This window comes from Peribacillus huizhouensis (genome assembly GCF_014138605.1).
Classification (GTDB): domain Bacteria; phylum Bacillota; class Bacilli; order Bacillales; family DSM-1321; genus Peribacillus; species Peribacillus huizhouensis.
In genome coordinates, this window is the sequence record NZ_JACJHX010000007.1 from 190,319 (window position 1) to 217,089 (window position 26,771).

General features: G+C 37.5%; 24 protein-coding genes. 3 read left to right on the top strand and 21 right to left on the bottom strand.

Annotated elements, in window-relative coordinates:
- Positions 1-12: 12 nt before the first annotated feature.
- The 6 genes from spoIIIAB to HNP81_RS12995 all read right to left on the bottom strand — a co-directional run bounded on the left by spoIIIAB (position 13) and on the right by HNP81_RS12995 (position 4,455).
- Entirely contained in the window at positions 13-528 is a 516-nt protein-coding gene (gene spoIIIAB / locus HNP81_RS12970) for a stage III sporulation protein SpoIIIAB (RefSeq protein WP_028391743.1), read from the bottom strand.
- Positions 521-1,450: a stage III sporulation protein AA gene (gene spoIIIAA / locus HNP81_RS12975; RefSeq protein WP_028391744.1), complete on the bottom strand. Its 930-nt coding sequence runs from the start codon at positions 1,448-1,450 to the stop codon at positions 521-523. Before spoIIIAA ends, spoIIIAB begins: the two co-directional genes overlap by 8 nt.
- Positions 1,451-1,745: 295 nt before the next feature.
- Positions 1,746-2,303 (bottom strand): elongation factor P, encoded by a 558-nt coding sequence (efp, locus tag HNP81_RS12980; protein ID WP_028391745.1) that lies wholly within the window; start codon positions 2,301-2,303, stop codon positions 1,746-1,748.
- An 18-nt stretch (positions 2,304-2,321) separates the two neighbouring features.
- The gene (locus HNP81_RS12985; protein WP_182502885.1) at positions 2,322-3,383 is read right to left on the bottom strand and encodes a M24 family metallopeptidase; all 1,062 of its coding nucleotides are present in this window, start codon (positions 3,381-3,383) and stop codon (positions 2,322-2,324) included.
- Between the two features lie 3 nt (positions 3,384-3,386).
- Entirely contained in the window at positions 3,387-3,830 is a 444-nt protein-coding gene (gene aroQ / locus HNP81_RS12990; RefSeq protein WP_182502886.1) for a type II 3-dehydroquinate dehydratase, read from the bottom strand.
- Positions 3,831-3,939: 109 nt separating this feature from the next.
- A complete protein-coding gene (locus HNP81_RS12995) occupies positions 3,940-4,455 on the bottom strand; it encodes a YqhR family membrane protein (protein ID WP_034301105.1) in 516 nt (171 codons plus the stop codon).
- A gap of 436 nt (positions 4,456-4,891) precedes the next feature.
- Here HNP81_RS12995 and HNP81_RS13000 point away from each other — a divergent pair, with 436 nt between their 5' ends.
- Together HNP81_RS13000 and HNP81_RS13005 are read left to right on the top strand one after the other, a co-directional pair.
- The gene (locus HNP81_RS13000) at positions 4,892-5,842 is read left to right on the top strand and encodes a DUF1385 domain-containing protein (protein ID WP_182502887.1); all 951 of its coding nucleotides are present in this window, start codon (positions 4,892-4,894) and stop codon (positions 5,840-5,842) included.
- Positions 5,843-5,939: 97 nt separating this feature from the next.
- Entirely contained in the window at positions 5,940-6,305 is a 366-nt protein-coding gene (locus HNP81_RS13005; RefSeq protein WP_051404942.1) for an SA1362 family protein, read from the top strand.
- Positions 6,306-6,498: 193 nt separating this feature from the next.
- Here the strand turns inward: HNP81_RS13005 and HNP81_RS13010 are convergent, their stop codons facing one another.
- Entirely contained in the window at positions 6,499-7,380 is an 882-nt protein-coding gene (locus tag HNP81_RS13010) for a patatin-like phospholipase family protein (protein WP_182502888.1), read from the bottom strand.
- Positions 7,381-7,536: 156 nt separating this feature from the next.
- Positions 7,537-8,763: an MFS transporter gene (locus tag HNP81_RS13015; protein ID WP_246399343.1), complete on the bottom strand. Its 1,227-nt coding sequence runs from the start codon at positions 8,761-8,763 to the stop codon at positions 7,537-7,539.
- 265 nt (positions 8,764-9,028) lie between these two features.
- Here HNP81_RS13015 and HNP81_RS13020 point away from each other — a divergent pair, with 265 nt between their 5' ends.
- Positions 9,029-10,720, top strand: a complete 1,692-nt coding sequence (locus HNP81_RS13020) for a glycosyltransferase family 2 protein (protein ID WP_182502889.1) — start codon at positions 9,029-9,031, stop codon at positions 10,718-10,720.
- 328 nt (positions 10,721-11,048) lie between these two features.
- Here HNP81_RS13020 and HNP81_RS13025 read toward each other — a convergent pair whose 3' ends face one another.
- The 13 genes from HNP81_RS13025 to HNP81_RS13085 all read right to left on the bottom strand — a co-directional run bounded on the left by HNP81_RS13025 (position 11,049) and on the right by HNP81_RS13085 (position 26,626).
- Positions 11,049-12,302, bottom strand: a complete 1,254-nt coding sequence (locus HNP81_RS13025; protein WP_182502890.1) for an enolase C-terminal domain-like protein — start codon at positions 12,300-12,302, stop codon at positions 11,049-11,051.
- A 140-nt stretch (positions 12,303-12,442) separates the two neighbouring features.
- Complete coding sequence (locus HNP81_RS13030; protein ID WP_182502891.1) at positions 12,443-13,147, bottom strand: FadR/GntR family transcriptional regulator; 705 nt, start codon at positions 13,145-13,147, stop codon at positions 12,443-12,445.
- 366 nt (positions 13,148-13,513) lie between these two features.
- Positions 13,514-14,509 carry a C-terminal binding protein gene (locus HNP81_RS13035; RefSeq protein ID WP_028391755.1) on the bottom strand — a complete coding sequence of 332 codons (996 nt, stop codon included), beginning with the start codon at positions 14,507-14,509 and terminating at the stop codon, positions 13,514-13,516.
- 82 nt (positions 14,510-14,591) lie between these two features.
- A complete protein-coding gene (locus HNP81_RS13040) occupies positions 14,592-16,094 on the bottom strand; it encodes a UxaA family hydrolase (protein WP_182502892.1) in 1,503 nt (500 codons plus the stop codon).
- Positions 16,095-16,366: 272 nt separating this feature from the next.
- A complete protein-coding gene (locus HNP81_RS13045; protein ID WP_182502893.1) occupies positions 16,367-17,614 on the bottom strand; it encodes a nickel pincer cofactor-dependent isomerase, group 22 in 1,248 nt (415 codons plus the stop codon).
- A gap of 209 nt (positions 17,615-17,823) precedes the next feature.
- Entirely contained in the window at positions 17,824-18,519 is a 696-nt protein-coding gene (locus HNP81_RS13050) for a bifunctional 4-hydroxy-2-oxoglutarate aldolase/2-dehydro-3-deoxy-phosphogluconate aldolase (protein ID WP_182502894.1), read from the bottom strand.
- 16 nt (positions 18,520-18,535) lie between these two features.
- Complete coding sequence (locus HNP81_RS13055; RefSeq protein ID WP_182502895.1) at positions 18,536-19,498, bottom strand: sugar kinase; 963 nt, start codon at positions 19,496-19,498, stop codon at positions 18,536-18,538.
- A 55-nt stretch (positions 19,499-19,553) separates the two neighbouring features.
- Positions 19,554-20,834, bottom strand: a complete 1,281-nt coding sequence (locus HNP81_RS13060) for a TRAP transporter large permease (protein WP_182502896.1) — start codon at positions 20,832-20,834, stop codon at positions 19,554-19,556.
- Positions 20,835-20,838: 4 nt separating this feature from the next.
- Complete coding sequence (locus HNP81_RS13065) at positions 20,839-21,354, bottom strand: TRAP transporter small permease (protein WP_028391761.1); 516 nt, start codon at positions 21,352-21,354, stop codon at positions 20,839-20,841.
- A 107-nt stretch (positions 21,355-21,461) separates the two neighbouring features.
- Positions 21,462-22,505, bottom strand: a complete 1,044-nt coding sequence (locus HNP81_RS13070) for a TRAP transporter substrate-binding protein (protein ID WP_028391762.1) — start codon at positions 22,503-22,505, stop codon at positions 21,462-21,464.
- Between the two features lie 123 nt (positions 22,506-22,628).
- Positions 22,629-23,639 carry a LacI family DNA-binding transcriptional regulator gene (locus HNP81_RS13075; RefSeq protein WP_028391763.1) on the bottom strand — a complete coding sequence of 337 codons (1,011 nt, stop codon included), beginning with the start codon at positions 23,637-23,639 and terminating at the stop codon, positions 22,629-22,631.
- 270 nt (positions 23,640-23,909) lie between these two features.
- Positions 23,910-24,920, bottom strand: coding sequence for a zinc-binding alcohol dehydrogenase family protein (locus HNP81_RS13080; RefSeq protein ID WP_182502897.1), 1,011 nt, complete (start codon positions 24,918-24,920; stop codon positions 23,910-23,912).
- Between the two features lie 665 nt (positions 24,921-25,585).
- Complete coding sequence (locus HNP81_RS13085) at positions 25,586-26,626, bottom strand: TRAP transporter substrate-binding protein (protein WP_028391765.1); 1,041 nt, start codon at positions 26,624-26,626, stop codon at positions 25,586-25,588.
- Positions 26,627-26,771 lie beyond the last annotated feature (145 nt).

Below are 26,771 nucleotides of genomic sequence, written 5' to 3' on the forward strand. Positions count from 1 at the left end.
CCTCCAGTCCTGCTACAACAGCAAAATGATTATCAATACACCCGATAAAAATCCGAAGCTCTTCATCATCTTTTCATACTTATTTTGACGGTCGAGGGCATCATTTTCTTCTCTTTCCAAATGAATCATGGCCAACTGAATTTGTTTCTGTTGAGAAAGACGATCATGCTGACCAAGCGTTTCACCGAATTGTACAAGTATTTCGTATTCATTTTGCTTAAGAGCAAGTTGTTTCCATACAAGTTTTAAACTTGTTTCCCAAGCAGTCTTTACTGTTGTCTCACCGCCTGACAGCTTGACAGCGAAACTTTCAAAAAAATGAGATAGCGGTTTTGGCAACTGCTTAGCAAGTTTAAAAGCAGCTTCCGTTAACGGCGTTTGTCCATACATGATTTCTGCTTCTAGAGATTGTAACGCTGACTTAAGTTGTCGTAATTCTCTTGGTCGTTGTCTTAACACACGGGCTAATTCATACCCTACCCAAGTTGTAGCAAGGACGATAAGAGCTGCGCCAATGAATTTAATCATTCTTAGCCACTTCCAATTCTGTGACAGGATTTCCAGTCTCATCAAGGACCGTGTAGCCAAATCCAGATTTGTCATGTCTATTTAACTCAATAAAGCGTTCAAATATATGTTGATTGAGAATTTGTACCATATAGGGTCTTTTCGTTAAATCTGACAATGTACGTCCATGTGCAGTGATTACAAGCTTAATTCCCGCATTAGCTGCCTCTAACACCGCAGCCATATCCTCACGGCGACCAATTTCATCAACAATTAACACGTCGGGTGACATGGAACGAATAAGCATCATCATCCCTTCAACCTTTGGACATCCGTCCAAAACGTCCACTCGAGGTCCAAAATCGAGCTGAGGTACCCCCCGAACTGATCCAGCGATTTCTGAACGCTCGTCCACGATACCGACTTTCTTAGGTAGAATATTTCGCTTTTCGCATCCAGTTGAGATAATTCGGGCAATGTCACGCAAAAGTGTCGTCTTACCTGTTTGAGGAGCGCCGATGATAATCGTATGATGCCATTCACCTGTGTATAGACTTGGAATTAATTTTTCAGCCGTCCCAATTTTCTGTCTCGCAATTCGAATATTAAAGGACGACACATCTCTAATCGCTTTTACCTCGCCATTTTCAAGAACAACCTTACCTGCAAGGCCGATTCGATGACCACCACTTACTGTGATATACCCTCGCTTTAATTCCTCTTCTAAAGCATATAAAGAATATTTGCTAATGTGATGCAGCAGCTGCTTTGCGTCTTCATCATGAACCAAATATGGTAAAAAGGTTGGTCTACCTTCGATAATCACTTCAAGAGGTCGTCCAATTCGAACCCGTAGTTCCTCAACTTTATTTACCAGAGACAGTGGAATTTTCCTAAATTGCTCCTCCAATTTCTTCGGCAATAGGGTAAACACCGTTTCCATGCCTGAAACCTCCTATTTACAGCTAATCATTTGTTAAAATGTATGTTAGATTAATGAGTTTATGACAAGAAAAGTAGTGGGATATTTCGATTACTAAACTATAGAAGTATTAAGTAGAGTTTTTCTGCCCGTTAGTGCGGGGGAAAGGAGATAGGCTGAGCCTTTAAAAAAGGTCTACATAACGAAAGGGTCAGACCCGCAAACACAATATCCAGTTCAATGTAAGCGAAAATCGCCTCGATGAACTGCGTATTATGTGCGTGATCTGACCCTTTAAGGATACCCAGATTAAGCCTTATGCACGAGATACATAAGAACCTTCAGATGTGTTAATGATTAGTTTATCGCCTTGGTTAATGAAGAATGGCACTTGTACTGTTATGCCCGTTTCAAGTGTAGCTGATTTCGTTCCACCAGAAGATGTGTCACCTTTAATTCCTGGTTCCGTTTCTGTCACTTCAAGCGTTACGTTTTTCGGAAGTTCAACTCCAAGAGTTTCTGTTCCGAATGTCATAACATGTACTTCCATGTTTTCTGTTAAGTATTTTAGCTCATATTCGATATTTGCTTCTGGAAGCTCAATTTGTTCATATGATTCGTTATCCATGAACACATGAGAATCACCGCTTGCATATAGATATTGCATTTTACGGTTTTCAATATGTGCTTTTGCAACTTTTTCGCCGGCACGGAATGTTTTTTCTTGAACAGCGCCATTACGAAGATTACGTAGCTTAGAACGAACGAATGCAGCACCTTTACCTGGTTTTACGTGCTGGAATTCCATCACTTGCCAAATTCCGTTATCTACTTCAATCGTTAAGCCTGTTTTAAAATCATTAACTGAAATCATCTTTTTCCTCCTGCATGCTTATAAAATAATTAATTCTTTTGTTGAATGTGTTAATGCTTCATTGCCTTCCACTGTAATGATCGTATCATCTTCAATACGAACACCGCCTAAACCAGGCACATATATTCCCGGCTCACAAGTTACAACCATTCCTGGTTCAAGAATTGTTTCGGATTTGAGAGAAAGGGCAGGACCTTCATGAACTTCCAGCCCAATGCCATGACCCGTTGAATGCCCAAAATACTCACCATAGCCTTTTTCAGCAATGAAGTTTCGAGTAAGAGCATCCGCTTCTTTTCCAGACATGCCTGGTTTAATACCAGCCATACCTCGTAGTTGCGCTTCTAAAACAATATCATAGATTTTTTTTAGTTGTGCATCTGGTTCTCCTACTGCAAGTGTTCGCGTAATATCTGATACATACCCGTTAAAATAAGCACCGTAATCAAGCGTAACAAAATCACCGCTATCAATGATTTTATTGGTTGCAACACCGTGCGGAAGAGCCGATCTTTTCCCAGAAGCCACGATGATATCAAAGGATGAAGAAGTAGCACCTTGTTTTCTCATAAAGAATTCAAGTTCATTTGAAACGTCCAGCTCAGAAATCCCTGGACGAATAAATTCAACAATATGTGTAAATGCAGCATCTGCAATTGCAGCAGCATCCTTTAATATATTAATCTCTGAAGAAGTCTTAATCAAGCGTAAATTCTCGATCATCCCTGATACAGGTACAAGTTCTGCACTTACCAAAGTTTCATACGCTTTAAATGTAGCAAATGTCATATGATCTTGTTCGAAACCAAGCTGCTTGATTCCCATCTTCTTTGCTTGAGTAGCCACTTCTTCCATGATTGTCCCTTTGTGTTGAACAATCTCATACCCCAAAGCTTGGTTACCTGCTTGTTCCACATATCGGAAGTCTGTAATAAATTTCGCTTCATCTCCTGATATCAAGGCAAGGCCAGCCGTACCTGTAAAGTTGGTCATATAGCGCAGATTATATGTACTCGTAATTAAAAATCCGTCCAAACCTTTTTTAGCCAACTGTGAGCGAAATTTCTCTAGTTTCTCCATTCCCTATCTCTCCTCTATTATCGTTTCAATGGCTCTTAAAGCAAGTAGATAGCCTTTGACGCCTAAACCGACAATTTGTCCAGCTGTGACTGGAGCTGTTACAGAAACATGACGGAAACTTTCCCGTGCATGAATATTAGATATATGTACTTCGATAACAGGAACATCAATTCCTGCAATTGCATCACGTATGGCGTAACTATAATGTGTAAATGCTCCAGGATTTATAATAATCCCATTAAAGCCCTCATCTTCTGCCCAATGTAACTTATCAATAATTTCCCCTTCATGATTAGACTGATAACAGCTTAGTTCAAGTTTCATCTCATCAGCCAATTCACGGACACTCATTTCCACATCACGTAGCGTTACATTTCCGTAATGCTTAGGTTCCCGTTTTCCAAGCCTATTTAAATTAGGTCCATTTATTAACAATATTTTTTCCATGCCCCACTCCCACCTTACTTCCAAGTACAATCGAATGCTCTCCCAAAAAAATGTTTTACCATCAACATTCTACCATAATTGCGAATTGTCTTACTACTTTTTACAAATTTCAGTGCGTCTCCACCTCAGATTTATCTCTATTTAACGCCCTTTGTAGTTCGCCATATTCATAAGAAATCGAATATCCTACAAAAACACCATATAAGATAAATAAACATATACTAGTAATCCCTGTATCTGCTGTCATTTTTGAAAAAGAAGGCAGATCAGGAAATATAGGTTGGAGAACAAGGATAAATACAAGCCATAATAAGGCTCCATATACGATCCCTGCGGAAATATGATTTACTTTTCGAAAAAGAGCATAATAAAGGTACGCAAAAACAATTGATACAATACTATAAATAATGAGCGTCACCACTGCCCCAAGCCAAGTATGAATCCAAGCAGCATTTGACCAAGATGTAAAAATAAACTTTGGACTAACATCCATGAAATGAAAAAAGGCAGCAACGAGTCCTACCGCACACCAAAGGAAACCTCCATATATCCCAATAACAAATACATCCATTAAGATTGATTCATGGTACACGACACCGTTAACTTGTTTCGGTTCATTTGACATACTCATAACACCTCCGCTACTAGTATGTCCCATTAGAGCTGGAATCATTTCTCCATTTTTATGAGGTTGTTTAATATATAAAGTGAAACTTCTGTTCGTGAATGTTTCCTAATTGGATTCTTACATGAATTGATCAATTTTAGCAAAGGTTCATTGTTGACAACCATTCTATTCCACCGTTATTTTCAATGTATTTTCCAAAGTCTTTTTATTTCATGATAAGCACGTCGTTATTGCAAAAAACTGGTTAGTTTTGTATGATTAAGAGAACATCAAAATGCGTGGAGTTTCTTCTTAGATGGATGTTTGATCTTATCAACCAATCGCAGGTTTATTTACAATATTGCTTCATAATTAGAGCGACCTGTTCATACATGAATAAGAGAGTAACACTAGATGAAAAACCAGTAAATTTAAGGATAAGTTGGTGTCTACAATGTCTGATACAAAGAAACCCGCATATGGCGGGCAGGCCGTTGTTGAAGGTGTTATGTTTGGCGGCAAACATCATACCGTAACAGCTGTACGCCGGAAAGATTCAACCATTGACTACTATCACTTGCCGCGACAAAGCAAGCCCCTCCTGCAAAGTTTGAAAAAAATTCCGTTTCTACGCGGTATTGTAGCGATTATTGACTCAAGTGCTACTGGATCTAAGCACTTAAATTTTTCAACCGAGCAATTTGAGGAAGATGCACCAGAAGAACCTGGAAAAGTGAAGGAGTCAAAAAAAGAATCCAAGCTTGCAATGTGGCTAGGTGTCGCTGCCATTGGAATTATCTCCTTTCTGTTCGGTAAGTTTATTTTCACGCTAGTTCCTATGTTTTTAGCTGAGCTTACTCGACCGATTTTCCAAAGTCATATTTCCCAAATTTTAATAGAAGGAGCTTTTAAACTGCTTCTATTGCTTGTTTATATCTATTTTGTATCCTTAACCCCGATAATCAAAAGAGTATTTCAGTATCACGGTGCAGAGCATAAAGTGATCAACTGCTTCGAAAGTGGCAAGCCTTTAACTGTTGAAAACGTTCAATCTTCTTCACGGCTTCATTATCGTTGTGGTAGCAGCTTTATTCTTTTCACTGTCGTAGTTGGCATCTTCGTTTACATGTTTGTACCGACTGAGCCGCTTTGGTCAAGAGTCGTCAGTCGAATTGTCTTAATTCCAGTTGTTCTCGGAATATCTTTCGAAGTTCTTCAGCTCACAAATAAATTAAGAGATGTTCCCGTGTTACGCTATTTAGGGTATCCTGGTTTATGGTTGCAATTGCTGACAACGAAAGAGCCAGATGACACACAAGTGGAAGTAGCACTTGCTTCTTTTAACGAGTTGATGAAATTGGAAAGTCGTACTGAACAAAGTTTAAAAAACGAAGATATAGTGTAAAGTTTAAGAGATTATCCCATCTTAGGAAAATTAATTTTCCTTCGGGCGTTTAAAATGACTCAGATTTGCTCATGATGCTCTTAAGGAGGTGTCTTTGTTGAATCGTTCATTGTCTTATATAATTTACGGAATCATCGCCTTGGGAATTTTCGGGTTATTTGCAAAAGTCGTAAATGATCCAGTTGGTTTTTTTCGAAATATCATCGTTATGATCGTTATTGCTGGAGCTATCTTTTTCATATACCGCATGATTACTAAAGACAAACCTAGTAATGCTGGGCAAAGAGCTTTTAAGAAAGCTGCCAGAAAGTCAAAGAAGAGAACAAAGAGCAAAAGCAATATCGCTAATTTTTCAAAAGCTGCAAACTCAACAAAGAAAAATCGTATCAGAAAGAAATCTGATATCCATTTGACTGTCATTGAAGGAAAAAAAAATAAAAAGAAAAATCGGGCGCTTTTTTAAGCATCCGGTTTTTCTTTTTATATGAAGGAAATGGGGACGGGGCTTCGCGACATACGTATATAGACAATTTACATTTACTACAAAATCCTGCTCTCCTCCGCACCTCCACCTTCAAAGGTAATGTATTTTTGAGAATCCGAGCCTTTTCATCGCTTTATTTGGGATCTGATACTCACAGATGATTTATAAGGACTTAATACGTCCAGTTTTTCAAAAAAGTCTCTGCATACATTCTTCCTCGTCCAACTAACATCTCTTTATTGGCTTCGGTTAAATGAAAATCAGTAGCTGACATCCCTGTCATCGGAATAAACAATATATTTTTGGCTACTCTTTTTGAAATATAACGAGAATCATGCGCATCTCTCATCGTTTTAAAAAGTGCTGCAAACATATCCACTGCGTCATCAATTTCATTTTCTTTGTTGCCAAGCCCATCCCCTCTTAGATTCATACCAATGACTGGGCGAATTTTCTTACCTCCCTCTGTTTCAAATAGCCACATCGGAAAATTACTTAATATCCCGCCATCGACAAACAAACTGCTCGACTGTCGCCATTTTAATTTAACTGGCTCAAAGAAATAAGGAATACTACAACTCATCCGCACAGCTTTTGCAACAGGAAATTCAAGCGGATTCATGCCATACTTATCAAGATCATCTGGAAAAACAGCTAGCTGACCATTCGTAATATCACTTACGATAATCCGTAATGATTGATAAGGAATATCTCCAAACGTAACAATGCCTCGCTTAGCAAGTTTAGTTGCAATCCATTTTTCAAGTGCGTCCCCTTTAAATAACCCCATTTTCCGATACAGCATCAGCCATTTCACAAATGGAATAGGTAAGATTCGCCTTGAATCCAATAGCTCTTTAATATTCGTTTCATTCAGAATTTCTTCCATGTCTGCGCCGCTATATCCAGCAGTCAGTAAAGCCGCAATGATTGATCCTGCACTCGTACCTGCACACTGCTTAAAGAAAAATCCATGTTCTTCCATAACTTGAACAGCTCCAACTAAAGCGAAGCCCTTAATTCCACCACCGGAAAATACCCCATCAATAATCATTGAAGTCCTCCCCCATAATCCGGTCTTTTTACATTTTTAATCCATTAGAGAGGGATTTATTACTGTTTCTTTTGAATAATGATAAGTGTACATCCCTTAGGATAATAAAATGGCATAATTAAACCGCCTGAAAGTAATCAGACGGCTTTTTTAAACTCATACATTCTCTGGTTCACTCTTAATAAACTTAAGAACTAGAAAAAGAATGATCATACTTACTATTCCTGTAACTATAAACGTACTGTTTAAATAATCCTTCATTAAAAGCGACATTGCCGGTGGACCAGCTGCCACCCCGATAAAGCGAGCGGAGCTATATAAAGAAGAAATTGTTCCCCGCTCATCTTTCTCGATATTCTCAGTAATCATCGCATCAAGTGCTGGAAGAATCGCTCCGATTGCTATTCCTAATATACTTGTAACGAGAAGAAGCAAAAATAGTTTTTCACGTGAAAAGCCTACAAAAACGACGCTAATAGCTAAGAGAAACAGACTAACCAGTACAATTTTCCGCATTAAAGCGATATGTCCTTTAATTGTCCTTCCTGTCAAAAAGGAGGAAATACAAAGTAAAAAAAGCGGAATCGCTAACACAAAGCCTTTTCTCACACCTTTTATGACATGGATTCTTTCCAGATTTTCCGAAAGAAAGAATAGGACCCCGAATAAAACGAGCATTACAAACGCTCCAATGATAAAAATGGTACATAGCCATGGCCCTTCATTTTTAAAGGTTTGCTTTGTCTTTTTCATAAACTCTTTAAATTTTCTTGACTCTTTTTTCTCTTTAGGACTCTTTATAAAGAAAAAAACGAGCACAATCGAAATGAAACTAAAAAAAGAAATTGCGAAAAATGGAAGAAACCATAAATAAGCCGCAAAAAGTGAGCCTAATATCGGGCTCAGTACTTTTCCGAATGTATTTGAGGTTTCAATGATCCCTAAACAGGAGCTGGTCTTTTCATCATCCGCTTGATATAAATCACCTACTAGAGGTAGAACAATCGGCATGGCTCCTGAAGCACCGATCCCTTGGAGGATTCGACCGATAATAATTACCGTATATGGTTGTTCCAATTTCCATGAAGCAAAGCCGGCAATTAGTCCACCAATCAACGCTAAAATCAAACTTGGCAATATCACTTTTTTTCTGCCGATTTTATCAGACAAATAACCCGCAACTGGAATGAGAAAAATCGACGCAATTGAATAACTTGTAATAATCATGCTTGATTGAAACGAGCTGATTCCCACCTGTTCCTCAAAAATGGGCAGCACCGGAATAAGCATTGAGTTTCCTAATGTCATTACAAGCGGAATTGATGCCATACTGACAACACACCAAGTGCTAACTTTATTATCACTGAACTCCTGATTATCCATCAATTAAAGACACCTCATCTAAGCAAACAATATTTCTATTTTATCCGAAAACACAAAAGACTTTCATGGGAAAAAGAAACAAAAATACAAAATCCGCTTAAGAAATTCCAATATGGGTCATAAATCGTCTATCATAATCGATTTTTACAAAGACTCGATTACTGGTGTCAAAGTTTGCAAAACTGATGAATTGGTCCAATATCAAAATAAGGAATGAATCATACTCTATAGTACTATTCAGTTGATGTGGAGGGAAAAAGTAAAAATGGGGATTGCCTCTAATAATACAAATAAAAATATATTCATCCAAAAGGAAAAAGGAAAAAAGCCACCGGTTGGAAACATTAAGCTAATAAAAGAACAACAAGTTGCATATAAGCCGTTAGGAAATAGACAATACATTGGTAAAAAGCAATTAGGAAAAAGACAACTGGTTCCATATAAGCCGTTAGGAAATAGACAATACATTGATAAAAAGCAATTAGGAAAAAGACAACTAGATGATGCATATAAGCCGTTAGGAAATAGACAATACATTCATAAAAAGCAATTAGGAAAAAGACAACTGGTTCCATATAAGCCGCTAGGAAATAGACAGCAAGTTGAGAACGAACCCTTAGAAAATAGACAACTGGTTGAGAACGAATCCTTAAGAAATAGACAACAAGTTGAGAACGAACCGTTAAGATATGGACAGGAAAATGAGAAGCTAGAAAAAAAACAGCAGCTTGAAAACTACGAATTAATTGTCAAGAATAAAGAAATGAATAACATAAAAGTAAGCATTATTATGCCTTCGTTTAATAAATATGAATATGTTTCATTGTCGCTTTATTGCTTGTTAAAACAAACTTTTGCTTTCTCTGAGTTTGAGGTAATCTTAATAGATGATTGTTCCCATGACCAGACGCCTAGAATTCCTCAAGAATTCGACCCTCCCTTTAAATTTAAATATGTCAGACCTTCCATAAATCAAGGTCGATCTCGTGCACGCAACTTAGGTATCAAACTTTCTGAAGGTGAAGTAATTATCTTCCTCGACGGAGAAATGCTAACAGAACCTGATTTCATTGAAAATCATTATAAACACCACGCACATGATAAAAAACTAGTAGTAACAGGCGCAATGCATTATCGGGGGATTTATACTTTTTTAACATCTAACCTCAATAGGCAGCAATGGGAACATATTGATGACTTTGTTCCACGTGATCCTTATTTTATTTTTCCTTATAAGGAATATAAACAAAATTATCAAACTTCCAACACTTCATTTCCACTTATCACGAAAAAAGACATTGATGAAAATCGCTATAAAGATTTGTCTTTTCCGAACTGGTATTTTACTCAGGTGTTAACTAGTGGGTTAAATGATTTTGGAATGGATTTAAGCAGTTACAAACTACCATATATCGCCTTTTTAACTGGTGATGTATCAGTTAGCAAAGAACAGCTTGATCGAGTTGGATATTTCGATGAATCATTTCTTGGATATGGGGCAGAAGATTGGGAGCTTGGCTATCGTTTTTACAAAGATGGTGCTCGCTTCATTATGGATCCTTCAACCTTTTGCTATCATCAAGAGCACCCGACATCTTCAAATAATTTTCCTGAGGCAATGGATAATTTATATAAATTCATGGAAAAATTCCCCCACTTCGATGTACTAGCATTAGCATTAGAACATAAGCCCCTTAATTTCGTCCAAATTCATTATGTAGTCTCTCAATACCATGAACTATGTGAAAAATATCCACAAAAATATAGAGAATTTAAAGAAACGTACCAAAGGATACTATTTAAAATAATCGAAAACTTAAAAAATAGTAAACCAATAACAAAATACTATGAGAGCGACAGTTTTTTGGCAAAAGTCGTTACAGATCAAGTAAACGAAATCAAAGCACATAATTGGTACGCTCTTGCCAATTCTTTTGAAGAACTTTATAGCTACTGATGAGATTCAAAAAATTCAAATCCTTAGATATAGAACGGATTTTGGATCAATAAAGTAATTCGGTTTTGCTGTTCGTATTTTATCTAAATAAATTATATTTACTTGAATTCTTTGAAGAGAAGAATTAATTTATCATCAAAATACAAAATGGGTGTCTCATACGGGACACCCATTTGTTTTTTTGTGACAGTCTAATATAGCTTAACCAATGAATTTAAATTGAGACATATCGTCCTAGCTAGCCACCATCAACCGCAAGCAAATGGCCATTGACATAATTCGGTGCTTCAGAAGAAAGGAAGGTGTATACCTACCGAATTTTATTGATTTATGGTCTAACAGCTGTTCCATCTGGTGTACGAGCTAAAGTCCAAGAGGGAATCCCACCTCTTGCGGGGAATTTTTTTGCTTTTTCCTCATCTATTTCCACCCCTAAACCAGGTCGATTATTCACATAAGCAAAACCATCTTCAACGATTGGGCAACCAGGGAATACTTCCTGCAATGCATCATTAAATGGCGTCCATTCTTGAATTCCAAAGTTTGGGGAACTTATATCTAAATGAAGATTAGCTAAAACCCCTACAGGGGAAATATCACCAGGCCCATGCCAAGCTGTTCTAACCCCAAATAATTCGCTAAATGTTGCTAATTTTTTTGCTGGTGTGATGCCCCCTATAGAACTTACATGACATCGAATAAAGTCGATTTGTTGATTAACAATTAAACTTTTCCATTCATTCACATTTGTAAAAAGCTCTCCCATTCCAATTGGCGTTGACGTTTGCTGTCTAATCATTTGTAACCATTCTATATTTTCCGGTGCGACAGGATCTTCTAGGAAAAAAAGGTGATAAGGCTCTAAATTTTTCGCTAATCTTACGGCTTCAATAGGTGGAACTCTTTCGTGAATATCGTGGATAAACTCCATATTAAATCCTATTTTCGAGCGGAGGTGATCAAATAATTTATCAATACTTTTGGCATAGGCTTCAGGATCAAAATAGCATCCTGGCGCTGAGTTTCTTGGCGAGAGCTTAGGTACAATTTTAGTAGACTTCTCATACATAGTAGCAATTAAGCTTCTATCAGTCGTTCCACTCCCACCATACATTCCCATTTGGCATCGTACATATTGATAGCCTTCTTCCATAAGTGCTCGTATATTTTCTTCGACAGCCATTTCATCCGCCCCATCCGCATGCCGATATAGCGGAATACCATCCCTGCATTTCCCACCCAATAATTCGTAGACTGGTAAGTTAGCAATTTTGCCCTTTATATCCCAAAGTGCCATATCAATTCCAGATAGTGCATTATTCACAATCGGACCATTTCTCCAGTATCCGCTTACATTTGCTGACTGCCAAATATCTTCGATTCTACTAGGATTTTTACCAATAAGAAACGGTTTTAGATAATCCTCAATCGCCGATTTCACTGCAAAAATACGTTGTGTAAAGGTAGCACATCCTAATCCATATAACCCAGGCTCATTTGTTTCGACTTTAACTACTACTAAATCGACTCCTCCTGGTGCAGTTAATATTACTTTTACATCGCGGATTTCTAAATCGTACATCTTAATAAGTCCCTCCATTTAAACTTGTTAGTTGTCCTACATGTTTAATGAAAATACATTTGCTGTCTCATAATATAAGGAGCACACCCATGGTAAACAGTGCATAAAGTGTTAGTTAGACCCTTTTTGAGACATCCTCATTATTTATTTTGGATTTTTAGTTTTTTAATACTGTCAATATTATTTTCCATGGCGTTAGTAAGAAGCTCTTTTGCTGTTTCTGCATCTCTATTTTGAATCGCTCTGAATAGTTGTAAATGAACTTCGATACTATCCAACGTTACCCCTATGAATCTATTTAATTCTTCTAAATAGTAATAGTAAATGTCACGAATCGAATGAATCACTTGTAAAAAAACTTGGTTTTTCGAAGCCATAACAATTGCTAAATGAAAATTATAGTCTGCTTCTGAATATTTCTTATAATCATCTCTATAACGAATCATTTGATTAAGCGCTTCTTCAATGTTCATTATGTCCTCATTTGTTGCTTTTTCCACTGCTAATTCTAAACATTTGTATTCAATCGTCTGCCTGAATACCATCATGTCTAAAAATTCTTCCTCGCTAAGATGCAAGATTGGTTTAAAATCATTGATACCGATCTTACCAATATGCTCAGTAACAAATGTTCCTTTCCCTTGATACGTGACAACAATCCCTAAATCCCTAAGTCGTTGTATCGCACTTCTTATGCTCACTCTGCTCACATTAAACATTTTTGTCAACTGGGATTCAGATGGAATCTTACTTCCAGGAGCCCAATTGCCACTAGCGATGTTTTCTTTTAACTTCTCGTAAACAATATTGACAATATTTTGTTTATCAATGACGTTTAAATTCAATTTTCTACCTCTTTTTACAACATGTCATACAAGCTATAAGTGAATAGTATTACAGCCGATTTATTTAGTAAACGTTTTCATTTACAAATCTTTTTGATTTTCAAGAGGAATAATAAATATTTTATCTATTATGTTCCAAACCAATAAGCCAGTGCTGAGTTTCTTTCTTCAATATGATCTAACTGTAGTTGTCTCCCCTTTTCGTATTAGTTACGGCTGTTTATCCCCCACCTTTTTGTTGCGGAGGATTACAGCCTGTAAAACCGGGTTAAAAGTAGTCTTTATAACATCTAATTCTGCCATAACTTTAACAGCTATAGACTCTCCTACTTACCAACGTTCTTCTTTGAACTCTAGTAGTCCTGCTTATTCCTTTTCTTTTAAGCTCACCATGTCCTTCACATCACGGTTGACAAGATATGTAGGAATATAGCCAGTTAAAACATCTACGACATTTTGAGCTGATTTTCGCTTTAATTCAACCTCAGATTCCTCAGAATACCATGCGATATGAGGAGTAATCACTACATTTTCCATGGATAGGAGCGGATTATCATGCTGGATTGGCTCGAACTCAGTAACATCAAGGCCAGCTCCAGCAATTTTTCCATCCTGCAACGCGCGGATAAGAGCTTTTTCATCAATAACCGGTCCTCTAGCCGTATTAATAATGAATGCTTCTTTCTTCATCGCATTGAATTGCTCATCACTTATCATACCTAGAGTACTGTCCAACAATGGTGAATGAACAGAAACAAAATCTGCTTGACTGCAAAGGTCATTTAATTCTAACAACTCAACATCTAAAGAGCTCGCCTTCTGCTTAGACATAAATGGATCAAAAGCAACAACTCTTATTCCAAAAGCTTGTGCTTTTTTTGCCAATGCCTGAGGAATTCTCCCAAATCCCACTAATCCTAAAGTCCTTCCGCGCAAACGGAACACAGGTTTCCCTAAATTAAAATCCCATACTCCGTCCTTAACTTCTTTATTTAACTTCACAACTTTACGGGCCATTGCCATCATTAAGGCAAAAGCATGGTCGGATACTTCGTCTATTGAATAATCCGTTACATTACTAACAACAATTCCATTTTCCGTTGCCGCATCGATATCTATCGTATTGTATCCGACACCATAACGAGCGATAACCTTACAATTTTCTAATTGCTCTATTACTTTTCGTGTTATCGGCGCATATTGGTTAAGAATTCCATCAGCATCCTTACAAGCTTCAATGACTTCCTCTTCCGTTTTACATTGCGCTGGAACGAATTCTATATCCAACTTTGAAAAAACATCCACCTCTGGTTGAAGTGTGATATATTCATAATCTGTAACAACAACTTTAAACTTTTTCATTTATTTTCACTCCAAATATTTATGTTGAAATTTTTTTGTAAAGTAAACTAAGATATTTAAATTCGAAGTTAGTTAGTTTTTCTTATAAGAAAACGCCATCTTTAAAAATAGAGATCTCTTTATAACCATTTTTTTCATTATGTGTAACTGTCTCTCCTGATGCTACACTGATGATATATTGGAACAGCTCCGATCTTAGTTCATCCATGGATGAATCTCCGACTAAACGACCGGCATCAAAATCGATCCAGTTTTTCTTTCTAGTACTCAACGTCGTATTGCTGGAAATTTTCACGGTCGGCACAGGTCCACCAAAAGGGGTCCCTCTACCAGTTGTAAATAAAACCAATTGTGCGCCAGAAGCAGCTAATGAAGTGACCGATACAAGATCATTCCCAGGCCCTTGTAATAAATTGAGTCCTTGTTTCGTTACAATTCCACCATAGTCAAGTACATCATTAATGATGGAGCTGCCGCCTTTTTGTACACATCCTAACGATTTTTCTTCAAGCGTCGTTATCCCACCTTTTTTATTGCCTGGTGAGGGATTTTCATAAACGGGTTGATCGTGTTTAATAAAGTAATCTTTAAAATCATTCACTAAATCTACGATATTACTAAATGTTGCTTCATCCTTCGCTCGCTCCATTAGCATCATTTCTGCACCAAACATTTCTGGTACTTCTGTTAAAACAGTTGTTCCTCCTGCTGCGATTAAATCATCTGAAAACGCTCCAACTAAAGGGTTTGCAGTGATTCCAGATAAACCATCTGATCCACCGCACTTTAAGCCTACTTTTAATTTTGAAACAGGAACTGGCTGTCGTTCAAATGTTGATGCATACTGAACTAGTTCTTCCAAAAGTTCGATTCCTTCATCTATCTCATCATCAACGGATTGGACGCCAAGAAACTTAACACGTTCTTCATCAAATTGTCCCAACACATCCTTAAAAAAAGGAATATTGTTATTTTCACATCCCAGTCCTAATACGAGAACACCACCAGCATTTGGATGCTGAACTAAATTTCTTAATAATAGTTGGGTATTTTTTAAATCATCCCCTAATTGGGAACAGCCGAACGGATGTGGAAAATGAAACACTCCATCAATCTTTCCGTTGCCAAATCGCTCATTTCCTAATTTTGCAAGAATCTCTGCTGTTTTATTAATACAGCCCACTGTGTTAATAATCCAGATTTCATTTCTAATACCAACGTCACCATTTTTTCTAACATAACCTTGGAATGTTCGATTACCTGGTAAATCACCATGTTTTGCAGTGGATTGTTTAAACTTATAGCTATACTCCAACTTTCCTTCTAAATTAGTTTTGACATTATGTGTATGTACCCATTCTCCTGGTTGAATGGCCTTTATTGCATGACCAATAGGGAAGCCATATTTAATGATATCCTCATTTTCAGCCATATCTTTGATTGCAAACTTGTGACCATAGTCAATATCCTCTTGAATTTGAACTGTTAAACCATCAACTTCTACGAAATCTCCCTTTTTTAAATCTTTTAATGCAACCATAACGGAATCATTGGGATGTATTTTTAAAAAGAATTTTTTTGTCATCACTTTTCCCCATTTATATTTTTTTCTTACAAAGCCTATATGGCGTTAAAAAGCAACCATTTAACATGAAAGATAATCACGTAGCGCGCTACACTCACCTATTCACAATGGTAGCGGTGCGAAGCTGGATTTCGGGGTAAAAATACATATACTTGCTAAGTAAATTGGCTACATTAGTAAGTCGCAAAGCCCAGTCCCCATCTTCTTTATTCTAAAATAAATATCTCACATGACTTCTATCATTCGTATTAGCAAATAGGCTTTCTATTAATTTAGTAATTTATCTTCATTGGATCGCTAAGAATCTTAAAGTTTTCTTTAGTACTCACTTCTTCTAGCATACCTTCGGAGACCCAAATTTCTTTTATGTCAAGAGTATCTTTAATCCTAACAATTCTAATATCTTTCATATCATTGATATTGGAAGTTTTTACAGCTGCTTTAACCGCTAACTCATTCGTCTCTAAGAACATCGGCATCTTCACTACACTGACTACTGTACTCGTTAAAGCATTAGCAAAACCTTGTTTCCAATCAATTGAATCAAATACTTTTTTTGTAGTGAAATCCGCATGTCCGATGCCATTTGCATTGCCATGTGTTTTTTTAGTTAAATCTAGGACAACGATTCGATTTACATCTGGCCCTCCAGTTGCATATGGCGTTGCATATCTGCCTGTAATATTAGGATCCATCCCATCACCGGAAATATCTTTACCAATTTCATCGATGACAAGCACGTCAATTTGTTCGAACATCAGCTTGGCCATCAGATTTTTTGCTTCTAGTAAAAGTTTTGGTTCCTCCGTTTCAAACTGTTCGGTAGGTATGGCAACTATTTTCGCTGGCCGATCATAGGCGTTTTCAATCGTACCTAATCCAAAAATAATCGGCACCTTTTCGATTACAATTTTCGCCATTTCCGGAACATGCTTAGCCATATGTTTAAATCCATATAAATGGGCTGCTTCTGCACCTTTTTGCTTGCCTAGTCCAATCGTGATCATTTTCATTAGACCACTTTCTACAGGACCACGAAATGCAGTATGGGCTTTGATCCGATTAATCACAATTACTTTGTCTGCCTCATAGGCGTTTTTATCGACATAAATCGGTAAACCATTAGGCAACTTTCCAACTTGAACAACTTCCATGCTTGATTTTATGGGAGCACCTATAAAGTCCTCTGTTACCCCTAATCCTTCTAACACTTCTTTTTGTCCTTCACCCGTTGCCCCACCGTGACTTCCCATCGCTGGTACAATGAAAGGATCACCCCCAATAGATCTTACTGCATGGACCACTTCTCTTGTTAAGATATGAATATCTGCTACGCCACGACTTCCCACAGCAATAGCAACACGATCACCTTGATTAATTCGAGTAAGAACATTCGCTTTTTCAATCGACGTATGAACCTCTTTAGCCACATCTTTTAATTCTGGTGCAGTAAATTTCTGCTCCACTTTCACCATTTTCGGAAGTGGGATATCTTGCAGTAGCTCCGCGATTATTTCCATACTACATATTACCTCCTTTAATCAGAAAAAATCCTATTACTCGTTACCTTGAAATATATAAGTAAAACGAGACAAATTGGTTTGAATGTATGTACCAATTTGCCAATTTGAACCATTGAAATATTAATAACTTCCTAACAAGTTAGATCAATAACTATATGATTCTAGCTACAACTGATACGTACAAGTTCTCCCCAATATGACGCGTTCTAAATGGGATAAGAAAGGTTTCTACTTTCATTTCCTTTACTTTTTTCTCCCTCTTTACGGGCTTTCTTGATCAAAGCTGTAAATTGGCTAGCAATATCTGTTAATACTTCATATCTACCTTCTTCAATCGCCTGCTTGTTAAGTAATGTACCGCCTACGCCAACAGCTACTACGCCATATTGAAAAAATTGTTCAACATTATCTAGTGAAACACCACCCGTTGGCATCATCGGAATCTGGCCAAGTGGACCCTTTAATTCCCTAAAGTAGTTTGGTCCAACCACACTTCCTGGGAAAACTTTAATAATATCGGCACCGGATTGGTAAGCTTTTACGATTTCAGTTGGTGTCATGGCTCCTGGAATAGAAATCTTTCCGTATCGATTCGAGATTTCAATTGTCTTTTCATCGACGATTGGCGAAAAAATAAAATCGGATCCTGCTTCAATCGCTCTTTTTGCTGTTTCTGCATCAAGGACCGTTCCTGCACCAACTAGTACCCGCTGACCGAATTCTTGTTTAATTTGTTCAATCATCTTGAAAACGCCAGGTGTATCGGCAGTGATTTCAAGTGCTCCAACTCCGCCAGTTACTAGCGCATCCGCAATGGAGGAAATTTGTTCAACTTTCGGTCTTCTGATTACTGCCACCAAGCCAGAATCGATTAATCTTTGAATATTCGTTAATTTTTCCATGAATAAAACCCCTCTCCTATCTTTTTACATCTCGGGTATCTGATTCGCCCTTTAGCATTCGCTCTACCTCTTCCTTACTTGGAAGACCTTCCACATCGCCATTTGTGCCAACTACAATCGCTCCAACCGCATTTCCTCGCCTTACAGCCTCTGCTATCGGTTCGTTGCACAATAGCCCACTGATTACTCCTGCGGCAAAGCCATCACCAGCTCCTACCGGGTCGACAACTTGCGCTGGGAAGCCAATGACATATCCTTGCTCAGTACCGTTTTGATAGTAAGCTCCCTCTGCTCCAAGCTTGACGATAACTATTTTGTCTTTGTTCGGTGATAAACATTCAGCAATTTCTTCTGGTGTTGATTTACCTGTAATAAATTCACCTTCATCAAAACCTGGAAGGATGATATCTGCTTCTTTCGCCATTTGAGATAATACGTCTCTTGCTTCATCTTGTTCCCACAATGTATAGCGGATATTTGGGTCAAAAACGATTTTAACTTGATGTTTTTTCGCGATTTCAATAGCTTTGAAAACAGCTTGACGGCTGGATTCACTTATTGCAGGTGTAATACCCGTTAGATGAAGCATTTTCGCATTCGCGATATACGCTTCATCTAGATCGTCTGCTGATAGTAAGCTGGCAGCTGAATTTTTGCGATAATAATAGACTTGCATATTTGTTGGCGATTTTTTCTCTTTAAAAAAGAGACCAGTCGGTGCTTCGTCTGTGTATAGACAGCGTGAAGTATCTACGCCTTCACCTCGAATAAATTTGTGAATATATCTCCCAAATGGATCGTCACCAAGTTTACTGAACCAACCTGTTTGATGACCTAATCTTTGGAGGCCAATGACCGCATTTGATTCTGCTCCACCAATTTGCTTTGTGAATTTATGGTTATATTCAAGTGGTAGCATTTGTTCAGGATTAAATAAAACCATTGTTTCACCGAACGTTACTACATCTAACTGTTTCAATTTATATACCTCCAAAGTCTAGTCAACGTAGTCATTTTTAAAAGAGTAAATCTATTCAACCGAATAGATTTGGAATTACTAGCGAAATCCACGGTATAAATAACATAATAATCAAACCAAGTACTAGGATTCCGACGAATGGCAGTATAGCTTTTGCTACTTTTTCTATCGATAGTCCGGTAATGCCTGATGCAACAAAGAGGTTAACACCAAGCGGTGGTGTCATCATGCCAATTTCCGCTCCTACAATTAAAAGAATACCGAAATGCACTGGATTCACACCTAATTGCTGAAGCACAGGTAAGAATAATGGTGCGAGAATGATAATAATTGATAAAGTCTCCATAAACGTTCCTACAAATAAGACGAGTGCTACAATCAATAATAGAACAATATATTTATTGTCGGAAATTCCCAAAATTAAATCGGCCAATTGATTTGGAACCTGATACATCGAAATAAGCTTTCCAAATGCAGTCGCTGTTCCGAGAATAATCATTACTGTACCAGTCATCATCGCTGAAGAGATTAAAATCTTTGGTACGTCTTTCCATTTCAATTCTTTATAAACAAACAAACCAATGATTAATCCATAAACAACAGCAATAACCGCTGATTCAGTCGGAGTAAATGCCCCAGAGTAGATTCCGCCGAGTATAATGACCGGTGCCATTAAAGCCCAGAAAGCATTCTTTGTCGTTCTAGCAAATCGGCCAAAATTGAACTTTTGTCCAGTCCCAACATAGCCTCTCCTTTTAGAAATAAGATAGACTACTAGAATCATTAAAAGCGCTAAGAAAATACCAGGAACGAATCCTGCTAAAAACATATCGCCAATCGAAACACCTGTCACAACACCATAAATAATCATTGGAATCGATGGTGGGATAACAATCCCTAAACCACCTCCTGAACCAGCAACTGCCGAAGCAAAATCTTTACTATATCCTCTAGCAACCATCGCCGGAATCATGATCGATCCAATTGCAGCAACTGTAGCTGGACTAGAACCAGAAATCGCCGCAAAGATGGAACAGGCAATAATGGTTACAATCCCAAACCCACCAGTAATATTACCCATCATTTCTTGGGCGACGTTAATAATTCTTTTTGACAGACCGCCCGTTTCCATTAAGGCTCCTGCTAAAATAAAGAACGGTACAGCCATAAGCGGGAAGGAATCAACGGCTGTAAAAGCTTGCTGAGCCATAAATGAAGCTGGTATGCCCCCTACTAGTAAAGCTGAAACTGTTGCAATCCCCATCGAGAAAGCGATTGGCACGCCAATAAGTAGACAGATAATTAATACTAATCCTAATACCAATGGTACTGACATCAAATCACCCCTCTATTGCTCTCTTTAATTTTTCTTCTTCCGATAATTCGTCATCCCCTCGGAATCGACCAATGATTCCTTGTAATACCCGTAAAGCAATCAAAGCATAGCCGATAGGAATAATTGAATACACAAGCCACATTGGCAATTGGACTGCTGGTGAAAGTTGTCCATGCCCCATCATCATCATGACCATTTCATAGCCGTAAAATGCAACGAAAATCGTAAAGGCGACCCATAATATATCCGATAAGAGCCCAAACCATTTTGAAATAGATCGCGGAAAGAATGTATCAATAATTTCAACTCGAATATGACGGCCATGCTTGGCAGCCATAGCAGCAGATAGGTAGATTAACCAAACAAAGAAATAACGCGAGATTTCCTCTGTCCAACCAATTGAAATGTTAAATACAAATCGTGATAATACTTGCGCAAACGTTAAAATGACCATTCCTGAAAAAATAACCGCAATAATGGACTCTTCAAAGTAACGATCGAACTTCTTTAATAGAGACATCCGTTTCCCCCCTTAAAAGTAGATTATTCAGGTTTTGTTTTATTAACTTGTGCCAAAATAAAGGGAGTAAGTAAAGATCTCTCCTCCCTTTATTTTTAGCGTTTTTTTTACTTGCCTGCCTCTTCGACGGCTTTCCTCATTCTGTCAATCGTGTCTTTCCCAATTTTGTCGGAGAATTTTTCCACAACTGGATCCGTAATCGCTTTCATTTCTTCGCGTGCTTCAGGAGTAATCTCTGTAACTGTCATTCCTTCTTGTTCTAACTCAGCAATATATGTACTGTTTGCTTCACGGTTTAGCTTACGTGAGTAATCGCCAGCTTCTTTTGCTGCTTTAACCAAAATGTCTTGCTCTTCTTTTGAAGATTCATCCCAGAATATTTTGCTTAATAACACAACAAATGGACTGTAGACATGATGAGTGAGAGAAACATGCTTCTGTACTTCGTTATACTTTTGAAGATAGATCGTTGCTATCGGATTTTCTTGGCCATCAATTGTGCCTTGCTGCATAGCAGTGAATAATTCAGCAAACGCCATTGGAGTCGGGTTGGCACCTAGTGCTTTGAACGCTTCTAGATGAAGTTGGTTTTCCATTGTACGAATTTTCAAGTTTTTGAAATCCCCAACATTTGATACAGCGACTTTGTTGTTTGTTAAATCACGAAATCCATTTTCCCAGTATGCGAGGCCTACCATTCCTTGATCTGGTAATTTTTCTAATAGCTCTTTTGCAATATCACTTTCTAACAATACTTTGTCAGCCACTTCTTCACTTGGGAACATAAATGGGATATCATATACTGAGTACTCAGGTATAAAGTTCGCAATTGGAGCTGTTGATGGAATCGTCATTTGCTGAGTCCCTAATTGAAGCGCTTCCATCATTGCGCGATCGTCACCTAATTGACTGCTGTGATACGTTTCTACTTTGATTGCGCCGTTTGTTTCTTTTTCAACGATTTCTTTAAACTTCAGAAGCCCTAGATATTGTGGATGCTTGTCATTTAGACCGATCCCCGCTCGGATGATCCTTGCATCACCTGATGATTTTCCTCCACCACTTGCCTTCTCCCCACTCGTTCCACATGCAGCAAGTATTGATGTGATTAACGTTAGAATCATAAATAGTGATAAAAACTTCTTAGACATTGTGTTTCCCCCTTTTAATAATCGATCTCAATATAGAATGCGCTTACAAAACGCATCTTCCCACCCCCTATGGGAAGTGGATCTATCTAATCTAGTTTTTTCTAACTAGAAAAATAGCCAATGCTAATTCTTAGGTAATTGCCCCTGAAAAAGAGTCGGTTGAAAACGATGGATCTCGGACTCGAATAGAACATCTCTCTTTTCAATCTTTTCTAAAAGTCGTTCTGCTGCTTTATTCCCCATTTCGAAAGCTGGTTGAGATAAGAAGGAGAGTGAAGGCTCCAACACCGTCGCAAAAGGAATATCATCAAATCCCACAACTTCTATTTCTTCTGGAATGTTCAACCCATTTTCTTTTACAAATTTAAGAACTTCAAAAAGTGTGAGATCATTTGACGCAACTAAGGCTGTAGGCTTTTCACATAATGAAAACATCTCCTTCAGTCCCGATTGAAGCTTGTCCACACCCATGCTTTTGATATATTCATTGGTGACTGGCAGCCCGTGTACTTTCAAAGCCTTTTTAAAACCCTCGAGTCTTTCTACCCTAGGTGTAACCATTCTTTCAATAGAAGGTGTCACCACTCCAATACGAGTATGGCCCCGATCAACTAGATGTTTTACAGCTAAATTCGAAGCGTTTTCATTATCTAATAAAAATGCATCGATATTAACACCTTCAATCATCCGATCTAAGAAGACTACTGGATAATTCATTTTCACCATAGAGTCGTAAAGTGCCAAATTGCCACCTGTAGGAAAAATAGCCATACCATCAATTTGCTTTGCAAGCAACATTTGAATATACTTCTCTTCCTTGACAGGATCATCATCAGCATTACAAACGATAACATGAAAATCATTTTCATTGCATGTATCCTCAATAGCTCGAATGACTTTTGTAGAAAATGAGTGGAGTATATTGGCAACAATGACACCAATTGTTGAAGATCGCTTTTGCTTTAAACTCCTGGCTACGATATTCGGTTGATATCCAAGCTGACTAATGGCATTTTCAATCCGTAACTTTGTTGTTTCCCCCATATAGTCATACCGCTTATTTAAATATTGTGAGACAGTACTCTTAGACACGCAAGCAAGCTTCGCTACATCTGTTATTGTTATCCGTTTCATCCTTTAGCTCCTTTTACCTAAACCGATTTTTTTATAAATCGATTTACTAAATCGGTTTATGAATTGAGTATAAGTGAAAATAAAAACCATTACAATATGTTTTTTGTTTTTTTTGAAAAATTATTTTATTAACAATTAAGGAATTATTCAATAATAAACAACAATAGGTGATAGAGGTTATATCTCCTATTGTTGATTAATTTACCGATACACCCTAGCTTTATTAAACGGAAGGAAACTTTCCCTTCTCAAGATTTGTTCTTTATTTTATTACATCTCTATTACTGCTTTAATAACTTTATTAGCTGGATTAATATATGATTCAAAATCATCAATGATCATGGAAAAGTTTGTACGATTTGTAATTAAGCCATCAATTTGAATTAAGCCTTCCTCTATACAATCAATGACATGTAAAAAGTCTTTTAAAGTTGCATTTCTGCTCGCTAGTAAACTCATTTCTCGTTTATGAAATTCAGGATGATTAAATATAAGATCATCCTTCACTAAACCAACATAAACTAACATCCCGCCATGACTTACAAAATTGAAAGCACTCATCATCGACGACTTATTCCCAGTCGCATCAAAAACAACTGTTGGAAACTCACCGTTAGTAAAGTCCTTCACGCGATCTATGGGATTTTTTTGTGCATGAACGATATGATCGACTCCAGCCCATTGTTTACAAAATGTCAGTCGATCTTCGTTTACATCCATCGCTATTACTGTAGCTCCTGTTAACTTAGCAAGCCGCATCACTCCCAAGCCAATCGGACCTGCTCCAATTACTAATGCTATCTGACCTGCTTTTAAATTAGAACGGCGAACTGCATGTGCACCAATACTTAATGGTTCTACCATTGATGCTTCATCTAAACTTAAATTATTCACTTTTAATACATGATCAACAGGCACACGGATATATTCTTTCATACCTCCATCCATGTGTACACCGAAAACTTTCATGTCTGTGCAGCAATTTGTTTTACCATTTCTACAGGCTACACACTTTCCACATTCCATATATGGAATAATCGTTACAAGATCACCTACTTGGATCTTGTCATCTCCAACAACATCCACTATTTCTCCCGATAATTCATGTCCTAATACTCTTGGATATGTAAAATAAGGTTGGTTCCCATTGTATGCGTGTACATCCGTTCCACAAATACCAATTCTTTTTACTTTTATGATCACTTCTCCCTGTCTAGCAGTTGGTATATCTTCAATTATCTCTTGCAAATGTTTCGGCTCCTTACAACTTATCACTCTCATTATTACCACTCCTTTCTAAAATAATGGTGTCTCATAAGGGTTTGACATCGCACCCTAAATCAGTCTGTAGTGATTCATACACGTATCTCATACTGTCTATAGTTTTTCGGATATCTGATCCTTTGCATTTGGGACAGCCCCTTCTAAATAACCAGAAAAGTAGATTTCATCTAGTCTAGCTTCCATATTCATATTATCATCAATATTCCGAACTTATATTGCGTAAAACTACAATAATATAGCTTATTTTGATATTTGAGTACAGTTTTAATCTTCCTTTATTCATTAGGCTCTTTTCGTAAAGATTGTTGTTTTTAGCAAGAAACCAATTCGAACAGATGTTGATCTTCGTTACAGGTGCGAGACTCCTGCGGGAAAAGCGTGTTGAGGGAGACACCGCAAGTGCAAAGCACTGAGGAGGCTTCTGAGACCGCCCGCGGAAAGCGAGTACCTGCAACGGAAATCAACCCGGGTTATTAGTGTAAAAATGATTGAAAAGCAACAAAGTATGTGAAAACAGCCATTCATTATTAAATATAATGGATCCAAAAAAAGGGGCTGACTCCAACACTCCTACACAGTATTACACTGTATGTAGGATGTGTGGGTCTTCCCCCTATCTATGAGCATCCTTATCTACTTCACTCATAAGCTAAAATCTCGTATTATTTTGCAATTTCCTTCATGTATTCATCAACAATTCCCGCACCAATTTTATCTTTATATTTTTCAATTGTTGGTTGTGCTAATTGTTTAAAACGCTCTAATTCTTCAGGAGAGATTTCTGAAAATGTAAGTGTTTCTTTTAATTTCTCTAAACTTTCAGCATTATCTTCCCGATTGACTTGACGGTTATATTTCCCTGCTTCTACTCCAGCCTCTTTTAGAATCACTTGTTGTTCTGGTGTTAATTCATCCCAAACTTTCTTACTTAATAAGAGTAAAAACGGAGTGTAGACATGGTTCGTGTCAGATACATATTTTTGTACTTCATAAAATTTACTTTGATAGATCGAAGCATATGGATTTTCTTGTCCATCGATTACCCCTTGTTGTAAACTGACAAACAATTCTCCAAACGCCATTGGTGTAGGATTAGCCCCTAGTGATTTCCATAAATCTAAATGAATCTCATTTTCCATCGTACGGATCTTTAATCCTTTTAAGTCTTCGACTGTTTCGACAGGATGTTTACTGTTGGTTAGATTACGAAATCCATTTTCCCACCAAGCTAAGCCAACTAAATCTTGAGCTGCTAGTAACCCAAGCATCTTGTCTCCAAATGGTCCATCTAATACTTTATCTGCAGTCTCTTCATTCGTTATTGTAAAAGGTAAATCGAATACTCCAAACTCTGGAATGAAGTTTACGACTGGTGAGGTAGATGGGATAACCATTTCTAATGTTCCTAATTGTAACATTTCAATGGCACCACGGTCATCCGCAAGTTGGCTTGAATGATAAATTTCAATATTAAAATCATCCGTTTTACTTTCAACGATCTCCTTAAATTTCACAGCTCCGGCATATGATGGACTTTCTTCGTTTACCCCCATACTAATTCGCAATGTGCGTTTGCCTTTTCCAGAACTTTCATTTCCACTTCCAGTTTTTGTTGAAGTACCTCCACTGCTACAAGCCGTTAAAAATAGAGCTGCTACTAAGACTACAGTTAATAAAAGTCCAGTTATTTTGTTCTTTCGCATACAGATTGTCCCCCTCTTCATTATGTTTAATCACATATTATTGAATATACATATCTAACTAAATACGGAAAATCCCCTCCCATTAGTGATTTACAATACGAATTGCCATTGTCCTTTCCTATACAAATGAAAATATAGAGTGTTA